Source organism: Janthinobacterium sp. UMAB-60 (assembly GCF_900095235.1).
Classification (GTDB): domain Bacteria; phylum Pseudomonadota; class Gammaproteobacteria; order Burkholderiales; family Burkholderiaceae_D; genus Janthinobacterium.
In genome coordinates, this window is sequence record NZ_LT607484.1 from 19,687 (window position 1) to 40,733 (window position 21,047).

Annotated in this window: 14 protein-coding genes and 1 riboswitch; of the genes, 3 read left to right on the forward strand and 11 right to left on the reverse strand. The window is 61.9% G+C overall.

The window, feature by feature from the left end; all coding sequences use genetic code 11:
• Positions 1-78: 78 nt before the first annotated feature.
• On the reverse strand, positions 79-384 hold the full coding sequence (locus tag K0F86_RS05955) for a hypothetical protein (RefSeq protein ID WP_243136503.1): 306 nt from the start codon (positions 382-384) through the stop codon (positions 79-81).
• Between the two features lie 142 nt (positions 385-526).
• On the opposite strand from K0F86_RS05955, the gene K0F86_RS05960 reads away from it, so the two are divergent.
• Together K0F86_RS05960 and K0F86_RS05965 are read left to right on the forward strand one after the other, a co-directional pair.
• Positions 527-1,684, forward strand: coding sequence for an iron-containing alcohol dehydrogenase (locus K0F86_RS05960; RefSeq protein WP_116745052.1), 1,158 nt, complete (start codon positions 527-529; stop codon positions 1,682-1,684).
• Positions 1,685-1,750: 66 nt separating this feature from the next.
• A riboswitch (TPP riboswitch) is annotated at positions 1,751-1,848 on the forward strand.
• Positions 1,849-1,935: 87 nt separating this feature from the next.
• Positions 1,936-4,080 (forward strand): TonB-dependent siderophore receptor, encoded by a 2,145-nt coding sequence (locus K0F86_RS05965; protein WP_219133528.1) that lies wholly within the window; start codon positions 1,936-1,938, stop codon positions 4,078-4,080.
• Here the strand turns inward: K0F86_RS05965 and K0F86_RS05970 are convergent.
• From K0F86_RS05970 to K0F86_RS05980, 3 genes are all read right to left on the reverse strand, one after another.
• Positions 4,077-4,625 (reverse strand): AAA family ATPase, encoded by a 549-nt coding sequence (locus tag K0F86_RS05970; RefSeq protein WP_219133892.1) that lies wholly within the window; start codon positions 4,623-4,625, stop codon positions 4,077-4,079. The genes K0F86_RS05965 and K0F86_RS05970 overlap by 4 nt on opposite strands.
• On the reverse strand, positions 4,625-5,236 hold the full coding sequence (gene pnuC / locus K0F86_RS05975; protein WP_219133530.1) for a nicotinamide riboside transporter PnuC: 612 nt from the start codon (positions 5,234-5,236) through the stop codon (positions 4,625-4,627). Before pnuC ends, K0F86_RS05970 begins: the two co-directional genes overlap by 1 nt.
• 85 nt (positions 5,237-5,321) lie before the next feature.
• The gene (locus K0F86_RS05980; protein ID WP_219133532.1) at positions 5,322-5,840 is read right to left on the reverse strand and encodes a DUF2867 domain-containing protein; all 519 of its coding nucleotides are present in this window, start codon (positions 5,838-5,840) and stop codon (positions 5,322-5,324) included.
• Positions 5,841-5,907: 67 nt separating this feature from the next.
• Between K0F86_RS05980 and K0F86_RS05985 the strand changes: the two genes are divergently transcribed.
• The gene (locus tag K0F86_RS05985) at positions 5,908-6,555 is read left to right on the forward strand and encodes a TetR/AcrR family transcriptional regulator (protein ID WP_219133534.1); all 648 of its coding nucleotides are present in this window, start codon (positions 5,908-5,910) and stop codon (positions 6,553-6,555) included.
• A gap of 51 nt (positions 6,556-6,606) precedes the next feature.
• Here K0F86_RS05985 and K0F86_RS05990 read toward each other — a convergent pair whose 3' ends face one another.
• The 7 genes from K0F86_RS05990 to K0F86_RS06020 form a co-directional block, all read right to left on the reverse strand.
• Complete coding sequence (locus tag K0F86_RS05990; protein ID WP_219133536.1) at positions 6,607-7,140, reverse strand: hypothetical protein; 534 nt, start codon at positions 7,138-7,140, stop codon at positions 6,607-6,609.
• A 318-nt stretch (positions 7,141-7,458) separates the two neighbouring features.
• Positions 7,459-9,057 carry a tetratricopeptide repeat protein gene (locus K0F86_RS05995; protein WP_219133538.1) on the reverse strand — a complete coding sequence of 533 codons (1,599 nt, stop codon included), beginning with the start codon at positions 9,055-9,057 and terminating at the stop codon, positions 7,459-7,461.
• Positions 9,058-9,059: 2 nt separating this feature from the next.
• Positions 9,060-11,117 carry a phosphatidylserine/phosphatidylglycerophosphate/cardiolipin synthase family protein gene (locus K0F86_RS06000; protein ID WP_219133540.1) on the reverse strand — a complete coding sequence of 686 codons (2,058 nt, stop codon included), beginning with the start codon at positions 11,115-11,117 and terminating at the stop codon, positions 9,060-9,062.
• A 25-nt stretch (positions 11,118-11,142) separates the two neighbouring features.
• Positions 11,143-13,917, reverse strand: coding sequence for a type VI secretion system Vgr family protein (locus K0F86_RS06005; RefSeq protein WP_219133542.1), 2,775 nt, complete (start codon positions 13,915-13,917; stop codon positions 11,143-11,145).
• 150 nt (positions 13,918-14,067) lie between these two features.
• Positions 14,068-16,215 carry a S46 family peptidase gene (locus K0F86_RS06010; protein WP_374197266.1) on the reverse strand — a complete coding sequence of 716 codons (2,148 nt, stop codon included), beginning with the start codon at positions 16,213-16,215 and terminating at the stop codon, positions 14,068-14,070.
• 88 nt (positions 16,216-16,303) lie between these two features.
• Positions 16,304-18,433, reverse strand: coding sequence for a PAS domain S-box protein (locus tag K0F86_RS06015; protein ID WP_257572007.1), 2,130 nt, complete (start codon positions 18,431-18,433; stop codon positions 16,304-16,306).
• Positions 18,430-21,024: a chemotaxis protein CheB gene (locus tag K0F86_RS06020; RefSeq protein WP_219133546.1), complete on the reverse strand. Its 2,595-nt coding sequence runs from the start codon at positions 21,022-21,024 to the stop codon at positions 18,430-18,432. The genes K0F86_RS06015 and K0F86_RS06020 overlap by 4 nt, the downstream gene beginning before the upstream one ends.
• Between the last annotated feature and the right edge of the window lie 23 nt (positions 21,025-21,047).

Genomic DNA, 21,047 nt, shown 5'->3' on the forward strand with positions numbered 1-21,047 from the left:
CAAAATCGTGTTCGGGGCACAGTCTACGCGAAACGATACGAATGTGGCGCATGGTACGCCACAGCAACAAACCAATAGTTACACTATTTTCTCGTCATAGTGATACTGGGCAACAATCGGCCCCGCCTTGAACAACGCTTCCTTCATGGCCGTGTCCAGGCGCGCGTCGCGGCGGCGCATCCATTCGAGCAGCATGGCCGCTTCCTTGCGGCTGGTGTCGCCCGCATGCGCGAGCACGCGGCGCAGTTCCGGGTCCGTGCACGCCTCGAAACGCTGGCTGTTCAAGTCCAGCGCGTGCAGCGCGGCGATGGTGGCGCCGATGGCGCGGTGCATGTCGAGTGCCGTGGCCGGCAAGCCCGATTCTTCCAGTGGGACGGTGGTCATGCGCATTCCTTTTCGCGTGGTGGTGACATCGGCTGCATTCTCCACCGCGCGGGCGAAAAGCTCAAGCGTCCACGACACGATTTCACCCGTTCGGCCATAATCATGGCTCAGCAACAGCCTAAACCTCGGCAGCGGGAGCCCCATGTTCAATTTCGACTTTTACAATCCGACGCAAATCCTCTTCGGCCAGGGCCAGATCGCCGCCATCGCCGGCCTGATCCCGCCGCAGGCGCGGGTCCTGATGACCTACGGCGGCGGCAGCATCAAGCGCAACGGCGTCTACGATGAAGTCAGGGCGGCGCTGGCCGGCCACACGGTGCTCGAATTTGCCGGCATCGAACCCAATCCCAGCTATGAAACCCTGATGCAGGCCGTGGCCCTCGTGAAAAGCGAGCGCATCGATTTCCTGCTGGCCGTCGGCGGCGGTTCCGTGGTCGATGGCACCAAGTTCATCGCCGCCGCCGCCCTGCATGAGGGCGAGGCGTGGGACATCCTGGCGAAAGGCGGCAAGATCGTCGAGGCCGCCCTGCCCTTCGGCACGGTGCTCACTTTGCCGGCCACGGGTTCCGAAATGAATGGCTCGGCCGTGATCACACGCAAGGCCACGCAGGAAAAGCGCTCGTTCATGAGCCGCAAGGTATACCCGAAATTTTCCGTGCTGGATCCGTCGAAAACGTTCACCTTGCCGCTGCGCCAGGTGGGCAATGGCGTCGTCGATGCGTTCGCGCATGTGATGGAACAGTACCTGACCTACCCTGTGAACGCGTCCGTGCAGGACCGCTTCGCCGAAGGCATTTTATTGACCCTGATCGAGGAAGGCCCGAAAGCCCTGTCGCACCCGGACGACTACGACGTGCGCGCCAACGTGATGTGGAGCGCCACCCTGGCCTTGAACGGCCTGATTGGCGTGGGCGTGCCGCAAGACTGGTCCACGCACGCCATCGGCCACGAATTGACGGCCCTGTACGAGCTAGACCATGCGCAAACCCTGGCCATTATCCTGCCCAGCATGTTGCGCGTGCGCAAGCAGGCCAAGCGCGCCAAGCTGCTGCAATACGCGGCCCGCGTCTGGGGCCTCGATGGCGGCGACGAGGATGGCCGCATCGAGGCGGCCATCGCGCGCACGGAATTTTTCTTCCGCCACATGGGCGTCAAGACGCGCCTGGCCGACTACGGCCTGAACCATGCCAGCGTGGACGCCGTCGTCGCCGCCCTGGAAGCGCACGGCATGACGGCGCTGGGCGAACAGCGCGAGGTGACGCCCGCCGTCAGCCGCAAGGTGCTGGAACTCAGTTTGTAGATTCGCACCACACTGTTGTAAAACGGTCGGCCAGCGGGACAGCTGGCCGTGCTTCATGCTAAGCTGTCATTTCGCTAGGGGTCCTGGAGCAGTCATCCGGGTGAGAGATACCCTTCGTACCTGATCTGGATAATGCCAGCGAAGGAAAGCGCAAAGTACCTCCCTCCTTTGATAGCTCCTGCGTTGGCGCCAGCCGAACAAGCAGCCTGCCGTGCTCTTTCCCAAGAGGCGGCTTGAACCACGAGCATTCTATGTCCACACCGAATTTATCTGTTTCCGTTTTGACCCTGGCCATCCTGCACGCGTTTGCCGCGCCCGCCCTGGCCGCGCATGACGGCGCCGAAGCGCAGGCCGACACGCCAAGCATGGCCGAAGTCGTCGTCACGGCCAGCAAGGCGCCGGCCGCCAAGCGCGCCTCCGTGGGCGGCTTTAGCGACGCGCCGCTGCTGCAAACACCCGCGTCCGTCACCGTCATTTCGCAGAAAGACATGCAGGACTTGCAGATCCGCAATCTCAGCGACGCCGTCAAGCTCGACGCCAGCATCAACGATTCCTACAACGCCGTCGGCTATGCAGAACAGTTCACCATCCGCGGCTTCAAGCTCGATACGAACTCCAGCTACCGCAAGGATGGCGTGGCCATTCCTGGCGACACACAAATTCCGCTGGAAAACAAGGAACGCATCGAAGTGCTGAAGGGTCTGGCCGGCTTGCAGGCGGGCGTGGCCGCGCCCGGTGGCGTGATCGACTTCATCGTCAAGCGCCCGACGAACACGCCATTGCGCACCGTCACCGTGGAAGCGCGCGAACGGGGCACCCTGTACGGCGCCGTCGACCTGGGCGGCCGCCTGGAAGACACGCGATTCGGCTACCGCGTCAACGTGGCGGCCGAACGCCTGCGCTCCTACATCCAGGGCGCCGATGGCAACCGCAAGTTCATTTCCGGCGCCTTCGACTGGCAGATTTCGCCGCAGGCGCTGCTGCAGCTCGATGCCGACTACCAGGACAAGGCGCAAGTGACGGCGCCCGGCTTCCAGCTGCTGAGCAACGGCAACCTGCCGGCCAACGTCAGCGCCGACGCCATGCTCAACAAGCAACCGTGGACGCACCCGGTGGAAACGGTCACCAGCAACCTGGGCCTGCGCTTCCAGTACGCCTTCAATGAGGACTGGCACGCCACCCTGTCCGCCAACCAGCACTCGTTCAAGCGCGACGACTACACGGCCTACCCGTATGGTTGCAGCCCGGAAGGCGAGTCCCCGGTGTTCTGCAGCAATGGCGATTTCTCCGTGTGGGACTTCCGCAGCCTGGGCGAGACGAAAAAACCGCTGAGCGCGCAAGCCATGATCCAGGGCAAGTTCGCCACGGGCAGCCTGCGCCATGAAGTCACGGTGGGCGTGTCGTATTTCAACCGCAAGGACCGCGCCGGCAAGTACGTGTATAAGGAAGTGGGCATCAGCAATATCTACCGCCCTGTCATCGTTGCACCATCGCCGGCTTCGACTGGCCCCGTGCGTCTGGTGCGCGACGACAAGGAAAAATCCGTGTTCGTGCAGGACATCGTCAGCCTGGCGCCGAACTGGAAGCTGCATGGCGGCTTGCGCCATATCAATGTCGACGGCTACCAGTATGTGCTCAAGGCCGACACGGAAATCCGCGCCAAGCACGACTTCCTGCTGCCCAACGTGTCGCTCGTCTACACCCCGCTCGACAATGTGTCCGTGTATGCGGCCTACTCGCAAGGTATGGAACATGGCGGCACGGCCAGCATCTATGAGGAAAACGCCAACGTGGAGCTGACGCCGAGCCGCTCGAAGCAGATCGAACTGGGCGTGAAAATGGATGTGACGCCGGACTTCATGCTGGCGGCCAGCCTGTTCCAGATACGCAAAGGTCTCGAATATGTCAATGCCGAGAATTATTTCGTCCGCAATGGCCAGGCCCAGCACCGTGGCCTGGAATTGTCGGCCCAGGGCAAGGCAACAACCAACCTGAGCCTGGGCGCATCCGTGACGGCCCTGAACAGCCAGCAGTCGGGCACGGGCGATGCGAATTACGATGGCAAGCGCGTACCGAACGTGCCCGCGTTCAAGGCGGCCGTGCATGCGGACTACGCCGTGCAACAGGTGGCGGGCTTGAGCGTGAATGGCAGCTGGGAATATGCGGGCAAGAAAGCGTTTGAGTACAACAACACGACTTTCGTGCCGTCGTACAACGTGTTCAACCTGGGTGCCGCCTACGCCACGCGCATTGCCGGCAAGACAGCCGTGCTGCGCGCCACCGTCAACAACGTGGCAGACAAGTTCTACTGGCGCGACGTGACGCCGGAAGCGGGCGGCTACCTGTTCCCGGGCGCCAGCCGCACGTTCAAGGTATCGGCGCAGTTCGACTTTTAATTGAGGGAAATGGCAGGCGCCGCGGCAAGCGCCTGCCGCAGCAAAGGCGCCGCCTGTTCCAGGCGCGCCTCCAGGCTGTCGCGCAGCACGTGGTAGGCGATGCCGCGCGCGTCCAGCTCGTCGAGCAGGTAGCGGTAGATCAACTGGCGCACGGCTTCCGACTCGCGCTGCAAGCCGTCGGCCACCCACGGGCTGTCGGGCGCCGTCACCAACGTCACGTCGTACTGCGTGGCATCGGCCAGCGCCGCCAGCTGCGCGTCGGCGCCATCAAAATAATGGCGGCTGTAGACCACCGTCATCAACGGTGTCGTATCGCAAAACAGATAGTTCCGGGCTTGCGCGGCGGCTGCCGCTTCGCGTTCGACTTGCGTACGCGCAATCCCATACTGGTCTTCCGCCACAGGCACCCTGCCCTGCGTTGCTACGAATTCACGTAAATACTCAGGCACCCAGACGGTGCCGTAGCACTCGGCCAGGGCGGCCGCCAGGGTCGACTTGCCCGACGATTCCGCGCCCAGGATCGCCACGCGCACGCAAGGCGCCATCACTTGAGGACCATCGCGTCGGGCGCGGCCGGCGCCGACTTTTTCCACGCCAGCAAGCCGATGATGGCCATCACGACGAAGAAGCCATACAGCACGGCCGTCAGGGTCAGGCCCTTGTGCAGGTACAGCCAGACATACAGCACATCGACGACGATCCAGGCGATCCAGTTTTCCAGTTTCTTGCGCGACAACAGGAATTGCCCGACCAGACTGCCTGCCGTGAGGAAACCATCCGCATGCGGCACGTCCGTATCCGTCGTCGTCAGCAGCCAGGCAATCAGCAGGAAGCCGATCAGCCAGCCCGCGGCGCAGGCCAGCCAGCCGCGTCCATTCAGACGCGTGACGGGCAGCGTCTTGCCGCCGCTGGCCGGATGCAGCCACTGGTACCAGCCCCAGAACGAGACGCTGATGAACAGCAGTTGCAAGGCCATGTCGCCATACAGGCGCGACTCGAAAAAGACGAAACCGTAGGCGGCCGAGGAAATGATGGCGAACAGCCACGCCCAGTGGTTCTGGCGGATATTCAGCGCAACGGTTGTCAGTGCCAGGACAAAGGAAATCAGTTCAAGCGGCGTGGTGGCAAAACCCAGCAGGAGAAGCGTATCGTTCATGGGAATCGTGATGAGGCTGGTGGCGCAGTATGCAATACCGGCCATGAATAAGCAAGATTGCCCGCGCCGTCACGCCCCTTTCCCCTCAGGCAAAGCCCCCCTTGACGGCGCGCGCCAGCGAACGCCGCACGATCAGCTTGTGGAAAGGCCGGATCAGCAGGATGTAGGCGCGCCCCACCCAGTTGTGGCAATGCACGACACTGGCCACGGTGACGCTGCCATGCCGCCCCGTGCCCCGGTTGCGCAGCACCGAGATGCGGAAATCAAGGTGGCTGTCATCCTCGCCCACGATGATTTCGTCGTCACTGACGGCAAAGATGCGAAAGATGCCGATGCGCTTGCCGGGCCGCGCTTCCATCTGCCTGGCCGTCTTGATGCCGAAGCGCGCCACGATGGCGTCGCGCAGCACCATCAGCTTGCGCGCCCAGCCCGGCTGGCTGCCCAGCAGCTGGCGCGCCAGGCTTTCCATGTCCAGCTCGCGGGCGCGCGCAGTCGGCAGGTCGACGGCATACGCATCGGCCAGGTTGCTGCCCGGGTACAACGGGGCGATGCTGGCGCCGGGCGGCAAGGCCACGGCGCGGACGGCGATGTTCATCTCTTGCATGTGCTCTCCATGTATTCAGTGATAACATGGCCATCATACACGACAATGTGAACAGCGATAACATAGAATGACAACAACGAGCACCTATCATCACGGCAACTTGCGCGACACCCTGGTCGCCACCGCCATCGCGCAACTGGCGCAGCAGCACGACGCCGCCCTGTCGCTGCGCGAACTGGCGCGCACGGTGGGCGTATCGATCGCCGCCGTGTACCGCCACTTCCCCAGCAAGGAAGCCTTGCTGGCCGACGTGGCGGCGGCCGGCTTCGCCAGCCTGATCGCCAAATGGGAGGCAGAACTGCCGCCGCCGGGCAGCCTGCCCGCCGAGCAGCGTTTTCAGCTGCTGGGCCAGCAATACATCGAATTCGCCCTGGCCGCGCCCGCCCACTACCGGCTGATGTTCGAGCACCAGGACGTGCGCCAGTTCCCCGCCCTGCAGGAAGCGGCGCAAGCGTGCTTTCAGTACGTATTGCAGACGGCCGGCGCGGCCGTGCGCGAAGCGGGTCTCGATGCGCGCTGGGACAAGGCCGCCGCCAGCGCCGGCTGGTCGCTGGGCCACGGCTACGTGATGCTGCTGCTGAGCGGTCGCCTGGCCATGGCGGACGGCGGCGACGCGCTGTCGCCGGCCATGGTGCCGCGCTTTTTTCAGTTGCCGGTGGAGGCGCTGCGGCAGGCGGCCTTGCCAGGCGGGACAACCGCAATACAGTCGAATTGACTCAGTTATGGGCAGGCAGAAGTCAGGGCCTGGCAAGCCCTGATATGGCGCTCACGCCAGAAAGCCTTGGCGCACCTGCTCGAGCAGGCGCTCCTCTTCATCCGTATCGGCATCGACTTGCGTGACCACGGTCCAGAACGGCGCGCATGTCTTGATCTGCTCGAAAGCATGGCGCGTTTCCAGCCGCACCATGGTTTTCCTCAGACTGTGCAGATAGCCTTCCTCGATGGCGCAGAGCAACTCGTCATCGGCCGCGTCGATCAGCTCGCTCAGCGCGCCTTCGATCCTTGCGTGGCCTTCCTCCCATAATTGCCCGATTTCCGGCACATCGGCTTCCATGCACTCGTTCGACCAGTCCGAAGGATAGTCATCGCGCTGCCGGTTATCGGGATCGGTGTCAAAGCTCAGCGAAATGGATGGAAACGATACGGCATTGAAGGCAAAGGCTGAAAATGCCTGATCCTTGAAAGCGGACGCGCCCAGCAGCGCCAGCGAGGCGTTGGCCAGCCTGAACCAGGTTGCCTCGACGTCGTAGGCCGTTTCAAACGCGTGCCAATCCGGCGGCAAATCGGGAGTCTGGGGCATGGGGGGCCTGTCGAAAAAATAGCGGTGGATAGTGCGAGGAATTATACGTGGCGCTTCTGAAACAGCAGGCGGCGGCCCCGTGTACGGTGCGGGTGATGCGGAGACCACAAACCGGCGAGTCAATACAACCCTTCGTCGCGAACGCCGCGAAAAAAACCGCACCTGCCTAGGGAGCCGAGGCCAGGTCGGATATGCAGATAGAAACTATTTCTTACGTGATGCTGCTGATCAGTGGCCGCCCGGCCATGGCGGACGGCGGCGATGATTTGTCGCCGTCCTGTACATATTCGTTATGCGAGATATCGTGAGCGTTAAGCGTTAGCCGGGGCCTGCAATGGACACATCCATCAAATGCCACGTCACGTCGTCGTCTGGCAAGTCCAGCAGCCAGTCGCGGCGCGGTCGCGGGAACGACGCGCCCTGGGTCAGCCACGCCTGGCGCCAGTACTGGTTGACGATGGCCTGCAGCGGATGGTCGACCGCTACCCAGGGTTGCCAGACGCCGCTGACGGGACAGGCTTGCCCGCAAGCACAGCTCAACAAAGGCTCGGGCCGCGCCACCTCGCGCAGCAAGCCGCGCGCCGCGCGCGGTTCCACTGCCCCATGGTTGTGCCGTATCGTCAGGCACTGCTCCCATGTCACGGGGCCATAACGGATCTTGCCAGCGGCATCAAGCACGCTGAAATGGCGGAACTCTTCGTCTTTACGGAACAGCCGGGCCGGCTCCGTCAAACCCTGCCCAGCGGCCGGTTGCCAGTATGCGGAAAATGGCGCAGTCGGCGCATCGCTGTGCAAGCCGGCAGGGTGCAGCGCATAGTCGGCGGCCAGGAAATACGGTTTTTGTAACAGCGAGGCGGCGCTAGCCTGCGGGATGGCTGGCGGCGGACGGACGCCCATTGCCGCGTCAAGCAGGCTTTTTCGTTGACCATCCCAAGGCGGCAGATCAGCCGGTGGCAATGGCAAGATTTTATCGAGGTTGGGGAAGCGGCGATTGGGGTTGAAGCCGAGGGCACGACTAAGTACGCCGTAACGTTCCGCTCGCGCCTTATCAATATACGGAACCAGCATATTTGCAAGATCAAACGGATCTCCGAATTCAATCTTGAGTTTGTTTGCGCACTTTTCGCAGCCGAATGCTACTCCCTCATGTAGAACTTTAAGAGCAAGTGCTTTAGTTTCTGGCGTACGCGGCCCGCTAACTCTCCCTGAGGCCATTCTCGGGGAGGCATACATGTAAGACAAATTATATGCAACTGGTCCGTACCCTTGGGAAAATGCACATTCCATCATTTTTATTGCAACAGGAATATTAGCCCAATACCCTGCGCCCTCATTTGCAGGACCCACATTTAGTTTATCTGACAAAAAATCCATCGCTTGAGGATTACCCATCTGTGCTGCCTTTTGCCAGAAGGCATAGGCACGCGTGATGTCGCCGTTGACACCCGTGCCATTCGCGTAATACGTCCCCATCCGGTCATATGCCGCCGATATCCCGAGCCGCATCGCCTTTTCAACCAGTTGCACCGCTTCTTCCTCTCCATGCAAGGGATCGCGCCCTTCCACATACAGGCTGGCCAGATTGAGCATCGCCTTCCAGTGCAATCGCTCTGCCGCTTGACGCGTCAGATCGACAATTTTTTTGTAATCGCGGTCTTCCACGAAAATTTCAGGGTCTTCCATGGCGCGCGCTTCGAGAAACCAGTCCTCAGCTTGCGCATCGATGGGCGGCACCTTGCTCGCCTCGGTTTCACAGATAAAATCCGCGACATGCGGATTGAAAAGTGGCAGGCTTTGGTTGCGCGGCAGGACTTCTTTCGTGTCGTTTGACATTTTGCAGGCGCCTAAAGTGAAAATCAGGAAAACTGCCAAGATAAAAAAAGGCAGGGGAAGGGGTAAATTTTTATACTTTTTCATGCTCACCCCAAACGTATCGTGGAACTGCGTCTATCTTCCAAGGGAAGCAAAAAACCGGTCATTTTCTTGTCGTCCGCACTTGCAGAATCAGATTTTTTCCTGCCGCGGTTTTCTCCCATCAGCTCCACCCAATTTTCAAAAGCATCCACAATCTCCGCCTTCGTCCCTCCCCCGCCATCGACCAATCCGCCGCTATGCATGCGCCACACCCGCTTGCGCAAATCGCGGGCCACGCGGTGGTCGATGGTGGCGATATTGATTTCGCTGTCGACGGCCATGCTGCGCTGGTTCAGGTTGGCGCTGCCCAAGGTCATGAACACGTCGTCGACCAGCATCAATTTGGAATGGATGTAGATTTCACGGTAACGCCAGCGGTCCTTGTCAAACGCGCTGACATTGAGCATGGCCACCGATACCTTCAGCCCGAATTCGCTTTCGAGCGTCATCGCGCCGGGTTTTTTGATGCCGTTGGAATGCTGCACCACGTCGGGCAACTGGACTTCCGCCTCGGTGGAAATGCCGAATCCTGCCCTGACACGCCGGGTTTTCGGCTGCTTGTTATAGTCGTCGATCATGGTGTTTTGCCCCGTCATGCCAGCGTGCTGCCCCAGCGCCGCCAGCGTGTCGTGGGTGCGCGGCACCATCTGCGCCCGTTCGGGTACCGGGATGACGATGAACACGTGCATGACCGGCATATCTTCAAGACTCTTGCCCGCCTTGACACTGCCGGCCTTCCAGGCGGCGACCACCTTCTTGCGCTCGGCCAGCAAATGCCGCGCCCAATCTTCATACTGGAAATACTGGTTTTCCACATACAGGTAGCCGGCCGCCAGGCTGGCCTGGCTCACGGCGCGAAAGTAGGTTTCCTTGATCGTCTTGTCTTGCTCCTCGGGCTGCGTCAGGACGATCTGCACGGTGGAGTCGTCCGGCCCGGCATTGCGCAACAACCGCGCCGGTGGGCTGCCACATGGCAACTCCCGGCTAACACAGTCGGTGGAAGCCGAACGCGTGCGGTCGTCGATAGCGCGGTCCCATGCCTTCACAAAATTGTTGTAGAGCGCGATGAGCGCACGGCCGCCGTCGATGCGGCAGGCGTAATCCTGATAGGGCTTCAAGGTGGCGAAGCCGCCGTCCGCGGCCATTCCCTGCAAACACTCGCGCCGCTCGTTGACACCGCCCTGTTCGCGGCGCGTATCGTCGAGCAGATGGGCCGTCGTATCCCAATAATCGGTCACCGAGTTCAGTCCCATCACGTAACCGACGGCCTTGGCTCCCTCTTCGTGGGCGAAATCGATCAGGACCGGCTTCTGATGATGCGTGCCCAGGTATTGCATGCCGGGCTTTTCAATTTCCCCCATCGTCAAGCCGTGCGGCTGGTTTATTTCGGTCGCGATACTCTTGCTGATCGCGGCGCTGTCGCCGTGCCGCAAACGAATTTCCAGCCCCCCGAACAGGCCCTTGAAAGCGGCAGCATACCAGCTGTAACAATATTCTTGACGCGCCATCATCGGAATATACTCGGGCCGGACGTACTCGCCCCAATAACCGTTGCCTAAAACATGTTTCTTGTTTTGGACCGCATCGTGCAACATCGCCAGGCTGGCTTTTGCGCTGATGTCATCAAAGCGCTGTCCATCGGCTTTCCATGATGAGGCGTCATGCGAATACCCCGGCATAGTGCGCGCTATCGGCGAACCGAGCCGGTCATACCAGATCAGCAGGCGCACCCTGACGTGACGCCGTGCGGCGGCGATCAGCAAGTCGCCAAACGTGTCGCCACGCGGCCAGGTGGCGCTGTTGCCGCGCACCAGTTCCATGCCCGGGTCGAAACCCCAGCAGCACAGGTCGATCGAATGTTTAGCCTTGGCGATCTCGCCGGCGATGTCGGCGAACCCTTCCTGTCCGCAAATGAACAGTGTCAGCTTGTTGTTGTGCGTGATCGGGTGGCTGGCCTTGCCCTTCAGATTGCGGTTTTCCAGCAGCCACTGGAGCGAACTGGTCGCAGTCCGTCCGACTTCGTCGATGTGGGTGGTTTCGATGCGGCCGCTCGATTCAGGCATGGCGCTCTCCTGTCAGTGTGGTGAATCATTGAACCCCGCGGCCATCGGCGGTATCGTCGAATGCGCGCAAACCGCGGTTCGACAGCTTGTGTTCGCCGTCCGGCGCCGCGTTCGGGTCGAAGCGTGCGCTCGCCTGCAATGAAAACTCTTCGCCATTGCCAAGGACGACACGGTAGCGCGGCGTGCCGTCCTGATGCGCGATCAGGATGCGGCCGAATTCGTCGGTCAGGCCTTGCTCGACTTCGGCTTCCCCGTTGTACAGCGTGTACGGCACATTGGCGTACTGGCCGCCATCCGCATGGGCCTGTATCGTATGCTGCAATTGCCCCGCTACCGGCGCGATGGGCGGCTCCAGCTCCGGTTGCGGCCGGTTCTTGGGCGCCAGCGTTTCCAGGTTTCCATGGAACAGCGTCGGCGACGCGGTAAAAAACTGGACCTTGTCGCTAATTTCAAGCATGCAATTGGCGCCATGCAGGCGCACGCCTTTGCGGCCGCGAATATTCACCCAGTCGGCCTGGCTGATCAATTCCAGAACCTTGTTGGCGACGATATCGACCGCATCGGTTTGCGCCGCGATCTGCACCGGGCCAGCTGCGGCGATCAGTTTCATGCCGGCCTTGTGGACGAACAGGCGCAGCGCCGCGCCGATGCTGGCGAACAGGCCACCGCCGGCCGCCAGCGACAGGTCGCGCCCGGTCGTCAGCGCCGTGTGCTCGGCGCTGGCGATGTGCGTCGATTGCGCGGTCGTTGTTTCGATACCGGCCGGACTGGCCAGCACCAGATGCGGCTTCGACAATTCGGAAAATGCGTTTTCGCCACTGCCGGCACCGCCCTTGATCGCGGCATGCTGGGCATTGAGCACATCGGCGGCGGCACCCTGCTGGTCGGTGCTTTCTTGCGCGCCATAATGCTGCGCCAGGGCGGCAAGCGCCTTGTGCCGCTCAGCAGCCTCGGCCAACCGGCGCAAGGTTTCATCCATGCTCTTGATATGCGAGGCGGCGCCAGGGCGCGCCTCGGTGGTCAGCAACATGCCACGGCCGGCGCGCGCCACGCCCCAGGCGTCTGACGCCAGTTCCCAGCCCTCGCCACGCGCATCCTTGCGCCCGCTGGCGTCTTCGATGCGGCTGATGCAGCCGAGCGACAATTGGCTGTGCTGATGATCGCTTTTCAGTTGCGCCTGGATGCGCTGGTGCGTATCGTCGAGCACCAACTGGTTGCCGCGCACGCCGTAGCCGCCGCCAGGCATCAGCTCGGCGCTGCGCCAGCCGCCCAGTACGCGTTGCCCCGGCAAATTCCACGGCGGCGCATGGTTGCCGTTGTACACCGCGCCGACGATGACGGGACGGTCGATATTGCCGTCGAGAAACTGGATCAGCACTTCCTGGCCGATGCGCGGCAACGCGATCTGGCCGAAGGCCTGGCCCGCCCATGGCGTCATGACCCGGATCCATGGCGAACTGCCCGCGTCGAACTTGCCCAGCCGGTCCCAGTGGAATTGCACCTTCACCCGGCCCAGTGCGTCGGTATGGATGGTTTCGCCTGCCGGCCCGGTGACGATCGCCGTCTGCACGCCGGGCAAGGTACAAGGCATGCTGTTGAACTGCCGCCCCGGATACCAGCGGATGCTCTTGCGGATGCAGCTAAAACGGTTTTCATACTGCGACTTCGCGCCCGTGCCTGCCTGGTAATTATTGCTGGCGATATGATCGACCGACAGGATCAGGTATTCGCGCGAGCCGATGTCCGGGCGCGCCGCTTCACCTCTGGCCGGCATGGCTTGCTTGCCGCTGAAGTGTCCGCCCAGCGTGAAACTGCGCCCGGCCTGAGCGCAGCGGTGATTGCCGCCAGCTTCGAAGTATTGCGCCTGGCAGTTCTGCGCCTCCAGGCGGCGTTGCGCCAGCGCTTCGCCGTCGCCCATGTCGGCATAGCCATAGCCGGTGTTTTGATACAGTTCATGGGCAAACACGTCGCCCTGCTGGTGCAGCGCATAGCCGCTGGCGCGGCTGGCATACGGATGCTTGTAGTTGAAGCTGGCCAGCGTGAGCGAGCCTGACGCGATCTTCCGTATTGGCTGCCAATCGCGTATGCCGTCGTGCTCCAGCGAGCCCGCGTCGCTGCGAAACACCATCTCGTCGGCTTCGCTGGCATCGCCGTCGCCTGGATCGATGCTTTCGCTCAGCCAGGTATTGTCGCCCAAACAGAGCGTATGGCCATCGGCGCGATGTTCATACCAGTAATGGATACCCTGGTCTTCCCAGCGCCGGTGCAGATGGTTGTAATCAGTTTCATTATGCTGGTTGGCGCAGCTTAATATCGCTTTTTCCTCATGCAGCCGGTTTTGCCAGTCGCGCTGCAAATAATGATCGAAGGTCGTTTCGCTGATGTCGATGACCGTGCGTTCGTGGAACGAGACGTTGTCCATGCGCAGCCTGGAAAACGCCAGCCAGGGTTGCAGCACCATCTGGTAGAACGCGAAACCGCCATCGCTGCGCAACAGGCGAAATTCGCCGACATAACCATTAAAATGGCGCAAGCCGCCGTCATCGCGCACCATCGAAATCGTGACCATGCGTCCCATCATCGCTGTCAGGGGAACGTGGAGATTGTCGGACAGCAGTTCGACGTCGAAGCGGAAGTCGCGTGACATTTCCTCGTGTGCCCGCAAGCTGTTGACCAGCAGCACGGTATCGGGCGGACCGTCCTCGCGCGGAAAATCCATGCGCAGCAAACGGCTGTCCTGGGTTCGCCAGCCCGCTCCGAAAAGACGCGCCAGATCAGCTGCCAGCTCGCCATCATCCATATTGCCTCCTTCGGATAGTTTCCCTGGTCCATGCTAACCATGGCGGACGCTGGCATATTGATGGAACGCAAACCAGTTGCCCATACGTAAAAAGCCGCATCGGCCCTGGGGCGGATGCGGCTTTGCGCTGGGGCAAGCTGAAGTTGAAGCTTACTTCTTGGCAGCTTTCGGATACTTGATCGTCATTTCCTTGAGCAAGTTATCCGCATGGTCCACTTCCTGCATCACCCACAGCATGTAGCGGATGTCGAGGTGGATGGCGCGCGTGATGGCCGTGTCGAAGTACCAGTCCTTGGTGATCGATTCATACGTGGAATCGAAGTTCAGGCCGATCAGCTCGCCGCGCTTGTTCATCACGGCCGAGCCGGAATTGCCGCCCGTGGTGTCCGCGCTGGTCAAAAAGTTGACGGGTACCGTGCCCAGCACCGGATCGCGGAACTGGCCGTAGCGTTTTTCCTTGACGGCGTCGAGCAGCGCTTGCGGCGCTTCGAACGGGGCCTTGCCCGTAACTTTCTCGACGATCCCTTCCACGGTCGTGAACGGTCCCTTGGTGATGCCATCGCGCGGCGAGTATGGCGAGACCGTGCCGTAGGTGACGCGCAGGGTCGAGTTGGCGTCAGGATACACCGGCTTGCCTTGCGACTTTTTCCACGCAATCACAGCCTGCATGTATTGCGGAATCACGCGTTCCAGGTTGCCGTCGATTTCCTTGCGGCGCTCTTCCAGCGCCGCTTCCACCGGCTGCAACTTGACGGCCAGCTGCATGAAGGCGTCGTCGGACCGGTCCACGGCAGCCTGGTCCTTTTCCAGCCAGGCCAGGCGCTTGGCCGTGTCAGCCAGTTGCGTCTGCTGGTACAGGGCCGCCACGGCCGCTGGCGCCGGCAGCAGCGCGTCCAGGCCTTGCGGATGGCTCTTCGCCGCCAGTTGCGCGTAACGCTTCAGACCCGCCTCAAACCGCGCCTGGTCGACCTTGTTGACATACGACTGTTCCAGGCGGGCCAGACGGGCCTTGATGAAGGCCAGGTCGCGCTGCTGGAAGCCCGATTCGCGCTCGGCGTCCGCTTTCTGGCGCTCCAGCGACAAACGGTAGACGGTGCGCGCGCTTTTCAGCAGATCGCTGTTGGTGGCCACGGACCAGGCGAACTCTTCTTCGCTGAGGGCCATGTCGCTGGCGATCGCCGCGTCCAGTTCGGCCAGCAGGGTAGCCGACACGTTCGGCTGCTTGGCGTACCAGGCGCGGAATTCGGCATCCTGCACGTCCTTGATGGCGGCAATGTCCTTGCGCGCGAAACCGTCGAGCAAGCCCTGGGTTTTCTTCAGCACGTTGTTGATGCTTTTCACCACGCTCGCATAGCGCACCGCGGAGGCGGCGTCGCCCTGCGTCGCATCGGCCATCACGGCCAGATCGGCTTGCAGTTCGGACACTTTCAGGGGGAAGGCCGTATCGCGCGCGAAGCGGATTTCCGCCGGCAGCTTGTAGCGGCTGGTGCGGCCGGGGTAGCCCGCCAGCAAGATGCCGTCGCCGGCCTTCAAGCCTTCGGCCGAGACCACCAGGAAGTCCTTCGATTTATACGGCACGTTGTCGGGCGACGGGTCGGCCGGACGGCCGTCCTTGCCCACGTAGGCGCGCAGGAACGAATAATCGCCCGTGTGGCGCGGCCATTCGTAGTTGTCGATGTCGCCGCCGAAGTTGCCGATCTTGTCCGATGGCGCGTACACCAGGCGCACGTCGCGTATCATCATCTGGCGGATGCGGTAGTACTCGAGGCCGCGGTGGAAGGCGGGCACGGAGCAGCGGTACATCTTGTCCGTTTCGCATTCGGCGATCAAGTCCTTGACGCGCTTTTCCACCGCTTCGTGGCGCGCGCGGCCGCTCATGTCGGCCGTCAAGCCTTTCAGTACGCGCTCGCTGACGTTCTCCACCTTGTCGGTCACATACACGAGGCTGTTCGGACCGCCCGGAAGCTCTGCGGCGCGCGTCTTGGCCAGAAAGCCGTTGGTGATGTAATTGTGTTCCGGCGTGGAATTGCGCTGCACGGCGCCATACGCGCAATGGTGGTTCGTCACCACCAGGCCCGCGTCGGAGACGAAAGCGGCCGAGCAACCGCCCAGCGAGACGATGGCGCTCATCGGGTGCTTGCTCAGGTCGGCCAGTTTTTCCGCAGGAATTTCGATGCCGACCCGTTTCAGTTCGGCTTTCAGCTGTGGCAGCTGGTGTGGTTGCCACTGCCCTTCGTCGGCGTGTGCGCCGGCGAACGCGCCCAACAAGGCGACTGGTAAAACGATTGTCTTGAACAAGATATGCTCCTCCATAAAAAGCAGGCGAAAGTATAGCCTGTCCAAGGGGGCCGGGTCGGCAAAAAATTAACCCATTGCAATTTCCGTATCAGGCGGCCGGCCGCCCCGCTCCCGGCAAGGGAATCTGCAGGGACAAACGGCAACCGGCGCCCGAGGCCGGCATGCCCACCTCGAAGTGGCCGCCCAGCGCCGTCACGCGTTCGGCAATGCCGATCAGGCCAAAGCACTGCTTCTTGCGCTGCTGCTGCGGCGTGATGCCGATGCCGTTGTCGCTGATGACCACATACACGGCGCAGGCATCCGAACTGAGTTCGATCTCGACCTGGCTGGCCTGCGCATGGCGCATGACGTTGCTGAGCGCTTCCTGCACGATGCGGAACAGCACGATCTCGACCTGGCTGCCGATGGCGGCAAACAGGGCCTCGTCGCGTATCAGCAGGCGACAAACGACGCCGCTGCGCTTGCGGAAGTCACCCACCTGCCATTCGATGGCGGCCTGCAAGCCCAGGTCCAGCGCCATCGGGCGCAGCTCGTTCATGATGCCGCGCACGCTCTTGATGGTGGTGTCGACATTGCTGAGCACGGCGCCAACGCGCCGGTGCAGGCGCGGATGGGAACCTTCCGTGCGCGCGCTGAGCATGGAAATATCGATGCGCAGCGCCAGCAGGTTTTGCCCCAGTTCATCGTGGATATCGCGCGAAATGCGCTTGCGCTCGTCTTCCTTGGCCGTTTCCAGGTGCAGCGCCAGCTGGCGCAGCTGCGCATGCGACTGGCGCAACGCGCCATCCATCAGCTTGCGCTCGGTAATGTCCGTGTGCGCCACCACCACGCGCAGCGGCCCTTCACCGAGGAAACGGCTGATCCTGGCCTGCGACCAGCGGGGGCCTGTGCGCGTGGTAAATTCATACTCGAGCGCAAACGTGTCGGCCGTGCCGGCAATGACGGCGCGGATGCCGGCGGACAGCTCGCGTCCGGCGCTGCGCTGCCAGCGCGGGTCCGTCTCGCAGAATTCCAGGTACTGCAGCGGCCGTGGCGTGTGCCCGACGAAGGCCAGGCACGCCTGGTTGGCATGCACGAGGCTGCCCGCCTGGTCCAGCACCAGCACCCGGTCCGTCAGCGAATCGATGGTGGCGTGAAAGAAGCGCTCGGCATCGCGCAAGGCTTCCTGTGCCCGCTCGCGCTGCTGCACTTCCAGCTGCAGATGCTGATTGGCGCGCAGCAATTCGGCCGTGCGGTCGATGACGCGCTGGTCCAGTTCGCGGTGCAGTTCGCGCAAGTCCGCTTCGGCCAGCTTGCGTTCCGTGATATCGGAAAACACGCCGACAAAGTGGCTGATGCTGCCGTCCGGGCTGCGCATGGGCGTGATCGACAGCGATTCGACGAAGCGCTCACCATTCTTGCGCCGGTTCACCAGTTCGCCATACCAGCTGCCATCCTGGTGCAGGCTGCGCCACATGGCTTCATAAAAATGCGGCAAATGCGTGCCACCGCCGAGGAAGGACGGATCGCGCCCGATGGCTTCCTCCGCCTGGTAACCGGTGATGGTGGTGAAGGCGGGGTTGACGGAAATGATGCGGTTGGCGCTGTCCGTCACCAGCACGCCTTCGCGTATGCTGTCGAGGATGACGAAGGCGCGCCGCAAGGCCGATTCGCGCGCATGCTCGTCGCCCAGGTCCGTCACCAGCATGCGCGCCGTGGCGCTGGCCGCGTCGACGTTGGCTTCGATGCGCACCATGCCACCCATGCCGTCCGCTTCGCCTTGGAACAATTGCGCCTCGAGCACCTGGCGCGCGCCGCTGGTAAAGACGGCATCGAGGAAGCGGCGGAAGCTACCTTGCGCCTGCGGCGCGACGAATTGCTCGAAGTGCCGTCCCAGCAGCTGGTTCTTGTCCCGCTGCAACAAGCCGCAGGCCGCCACGTTGACACGCGTGATGACGCCCTCGCGCGCCAGCGAAAAATAGCTGACGGGCGCCTGTTCATACAGCTGCGCATAACGGTCGCGGCTGCTTTCAAACTCATTCTTCAGCTGTTCCAGCTCGGCCAGGGCCGCACTCTGCATTTCCAGCTCGATCTGGCTGACCTGCAATTCATGCAGCTGGCGCATCACCTCTTCATTCGACTGCGGCGGCGCTACGGACTGGCGCTGCTGCGCCGCCAATTGCTCGGCTTGCTCTCGCAACCTGGCCGGCCCGCCCCCGTCGTCGAATGGTTCGCTCATGACGCGCTCTCTCCCGCTTTCCCGTCTGCCGCGGCGCCGGACTGGATCTGGCGCAACTGGGCTTCCAGCAGTTTCGATTCAGTAATGTTGATGAAGGTCACCACCACGCCATCGATCACATTCTCGATCGTGCGGTACGGCATGATGCGCACGTTGTACCAGCGTCCCGTCTTGGTTTCCACTTGCCGTTCGCAAAACACGAGGCTGCGGATCACTTCCAGTGCGTCCGCTTCCAGGTTCGGGTAGGCCAGGTCGTTGACGATGTCGCTGAGCGGGCGGCGCAAGTCCGTCTGGATCAGCTTGTAGATTTGCGTGGCCGGCGCAGTGAAACGGCGGATGCGCAGCTCGCTGTCGAGGAAAATGGTGGCGATATCGGTACTATTGAGCAGGTTTTTCATGTCGCTGTTGACGAGCGACAAATCATCGACCTTCGATTGCAGCTCGGCATTGACGGTGTACAACTCCTCATTGAGCGACTGCATCTCTTCCTTCGACGTCGTCAGCTCTTCGTTCGCCGATTGCAGTTCTTCATTGGTCGACTGCAATTCCTCGTTGGCCGATTTGAGCTCTTCGCGCGAGGTCTGCATTTCGTCGCGCACGGCCTGGATTTCATTGCGCGCCTGGATCAGCTGCTGCTCCAGCTCCAGCATCTTGGGGCTCGACGAGCGGCCCCGGCGCGGCGTCGCTGCCAGCGGCACGCTGGCAAACGTGACGAAGACCATGCCGCAGAGCGCTTCGGGCTGGCGCAAGGCTTCCGCCGTCAAGTCCACGCCCTGCGCCAGTCCTGCGTAATCCTTGAACACCAGGCCCGTCAGGCGTACCAGGCTGTCGCTCTGCAGCGCCTGCGTGATCAGGCCCGCCAGCTCGTAGCGCAAGCCCTCGCGCGCCATCGCGTGGATATTCCAGTTGGCCTTGCCAGCCGCCGGTTCCAGGAAGGCGCCCGTGCGGCCGTTGATGTACAGGATATCCCCATCCTGGTTCAGCAGCACGGCCGCAGGCGAATATTTCTGGAGCAATAATTGCTCGACATGGGATTGGATTTTTCCGGGCATGCTGACGTCTCTCGTGTCGCTGGGGGGAGGAGGAGTGGCCGACGATACCTTCGTGGGAAAGTATGTCAGCAAACGCTGGCGCGCCAGGTTGTCGAGGCGACGGTACAGCCGGGTCGATGTGGTCAGCGGTGAAAACAGCTCGGAAAAATGTCCGGGCGTGTCGGCGCTGCCCAACAGCAAAACGCCATCGCGGTTCAAGGCGTAATGAAACAGGGGAATCAAACGCTGTTGCAGCTTGGCATTGAGGTAAATCAACAGGTTGCGGCAGCACAGGATATCGAGCTTGGTGAAAGGCGGGTCCGAAATGATGTTTTGCTGGGCAAAGATGATCATGTTGCGGATCTCTTTCCTGACCAGGTAGTCGTTCTTGTCCTGCAAGAAAAACCGTTCCAGGCGCTCGGTCGACACTTCGCTGCTGATCGTTGGCGGAAAACGACCCTGGCGCGCGCGGTCGATGGCGTCGGCCGACAGGTCGGTGGCAAAGATCTGCAGGCTGTATTTCGACGGCGGGTTGCTGCTGGCCACCACTTCATGGAACACCATGGCGAGCGAATACGCTTCCTCGCCCGTGGAACAGGCCGGTATCCAGGCCTTGAAGGCGCGCCCGTCCGGGTGGGCCGCCAGCATTTGCGGCACCACCACCATCTTCAGGTACTCCCACACTTTCGGGTCGCGGAAAAAATTCGTCACGCCGATCAGCAATTCCTTGAACAATAAATCGATTTCGACGGGATTGTTACGCAGATAGGGAATGTACTCTTCCATCGACGTCATCTGGTACAAGCTCATGCGGCGCTCGATGCGGCGCAGCACCGTATTGATCTTGTAGTCTGAAAAACTGTTGCCCGTATGTTCGGACAGCAAGGCGATAATTTCCTGCAATGCATTGCGTCCGCTCGGCTCCTTGCCCGGCACCGCCAGGAAGCTGCTGCGAAACAGGTAACTGACGATCTTTTCCGGCATCTTGTCGGGAAAATCGACGAGGTCCACCGCGTCGGCGGAAATCGCGCTTTGCGGCATCATGTCGAACTTGGCCGTATCGGGATGCTGGGCCAGGGTCAGGCCACCGGCCTGCTTGATGGCCTGCAAGCCGCGCGTGCCGTCGCTGCCCATGCCGGACAGAATCACGCCCACGGCCAGTTCGCCCAGCTCGGCCGCCAGGCTTTCGAAAAAGGCATTGATGGGCAGGCGGTGTCCGCGCAGCTGCAGCGGCTCGCTGAGCACAAAGTGTCCCTTGGACAGGCCCAGGTCCGCATTGGACGGGATCACATAGATATGGTTCGGCTGCAGTGCGGCGCGCTGCGTGATTTCCGTGACGGGAATGCTGGTGGCGCGCTGCAGCAGTTCCGGCAACATGGCTTTTTGTGTGGGATCCAGGTGCTGGATCACCACATAGGCAATGCCGCTATCCGGCGGCACATGGGTCAGGAAAGCGACAATCGGGTCGAGACCGCCGGCGGAAGCGCCGATGGCCACCACGGGAAAATCGATGGTGGCCACCTCATGCGCTGGAGCTTTGCTGTGTTTGCTGCGTGTCATCGTCGGCAAGAATGCAGCCACGG

Excerpts from the sequence above, each read along its gene's own strand:
- K0F86_RS05995 (WP_219133538.1), bottom strand. The coding sequence starts at position 9,057 with ATGAAAAAGTATAAAAATTTACCCCTTCCCCTGCCTTTTTTTATCTTG.
- K0F86_RS06015 (WP_257572007.1), bottom strand. The coding sequence starts at position 18,433 with ATGAGCGAACCATTCGACGACGGGGGCGGGCCGGCCAGGTTGCGAGAG.
- K0F86_RS05955 (WP_243136503.1), bottom strand. The coding sequence starts at position 384 with ATGACCACCGTCCCACTGGAAGAATCGGGCTTGCCGGCCACGGCACTC.
- K0F86_RS05985 (WP_219133534.1), top strand. The coding sequence starts at position 5,908 with ATGACAACAACGAGCACCTATCATCACGGCAACTTGCGCGACACCCTG.
- K0F86_RS05980 (WP_219133532.1), bottom strand. The coding sequence starts at position 5,840 with ATGCAAGAGATGAACATCGCCGTCCGCGCCGTGGCCTTGCCGCCCGGC.
- K0F86_RS05965 (WP_219133528.1), top strand. The coding sequence starts at position 1,936 with ATGTCCACACCGAATTTATCTGTTTCCGTTTTGACCCTGGCCATCCTG.
- K0F86_RS06005 (WP_219133542.1), bottom strand. The coding sequence starts at position 13,917 with ATGGATGATGGCGAGCTGGCAGCTGATCTGGCGCGTCTTTTCGGAGCG.
- K0F86_RS06000 (WP_219133540.1), bottom strand. The coding sequence starts at position 11,117 with ATGCCTGAATCGAGCGGCCGCATCGAAACCACCCACATCGACGAAGTC.
- K0F86_RS05970 (WP_219133892.1), bottom strand. The coding sequence starts at position 4,625 with ATGGCGCCTTGCGTGCGCGTGGCGATCCTGGGCGCGGAATCGTCGGGC.
- pnuC (WP_219133530.1), bottom strand. The coding sequence starts at position 5,236 with ATGAACGATACGCTTCTCCTGCTGGGTTTTGCCACCACGCCGCTTGAA.
- K0F86_RS06020 (WP_219133546.1), bottom strand. The coding sequence starts at position 21,024 with ATGACACGCAGCAAACACAGCAAAGCTCCAGCGCATGAGGTGGCCACC.
- K0F86_RS05990 (WP_219133536.1), bottom strand. The coding sequence starts at position 7,140 with ATGCCCCAGACTCCCGATTTGCCGCCGGATTGGCACGCGTTTGAAACG.
- K0F86_RS05960 (WP_116745052.1), top strand. The coding sequence starts at position 527 with ATGTTCAATTTCGACTTTTACAATCCGACGCAAATCCTCTTCGGCCAG.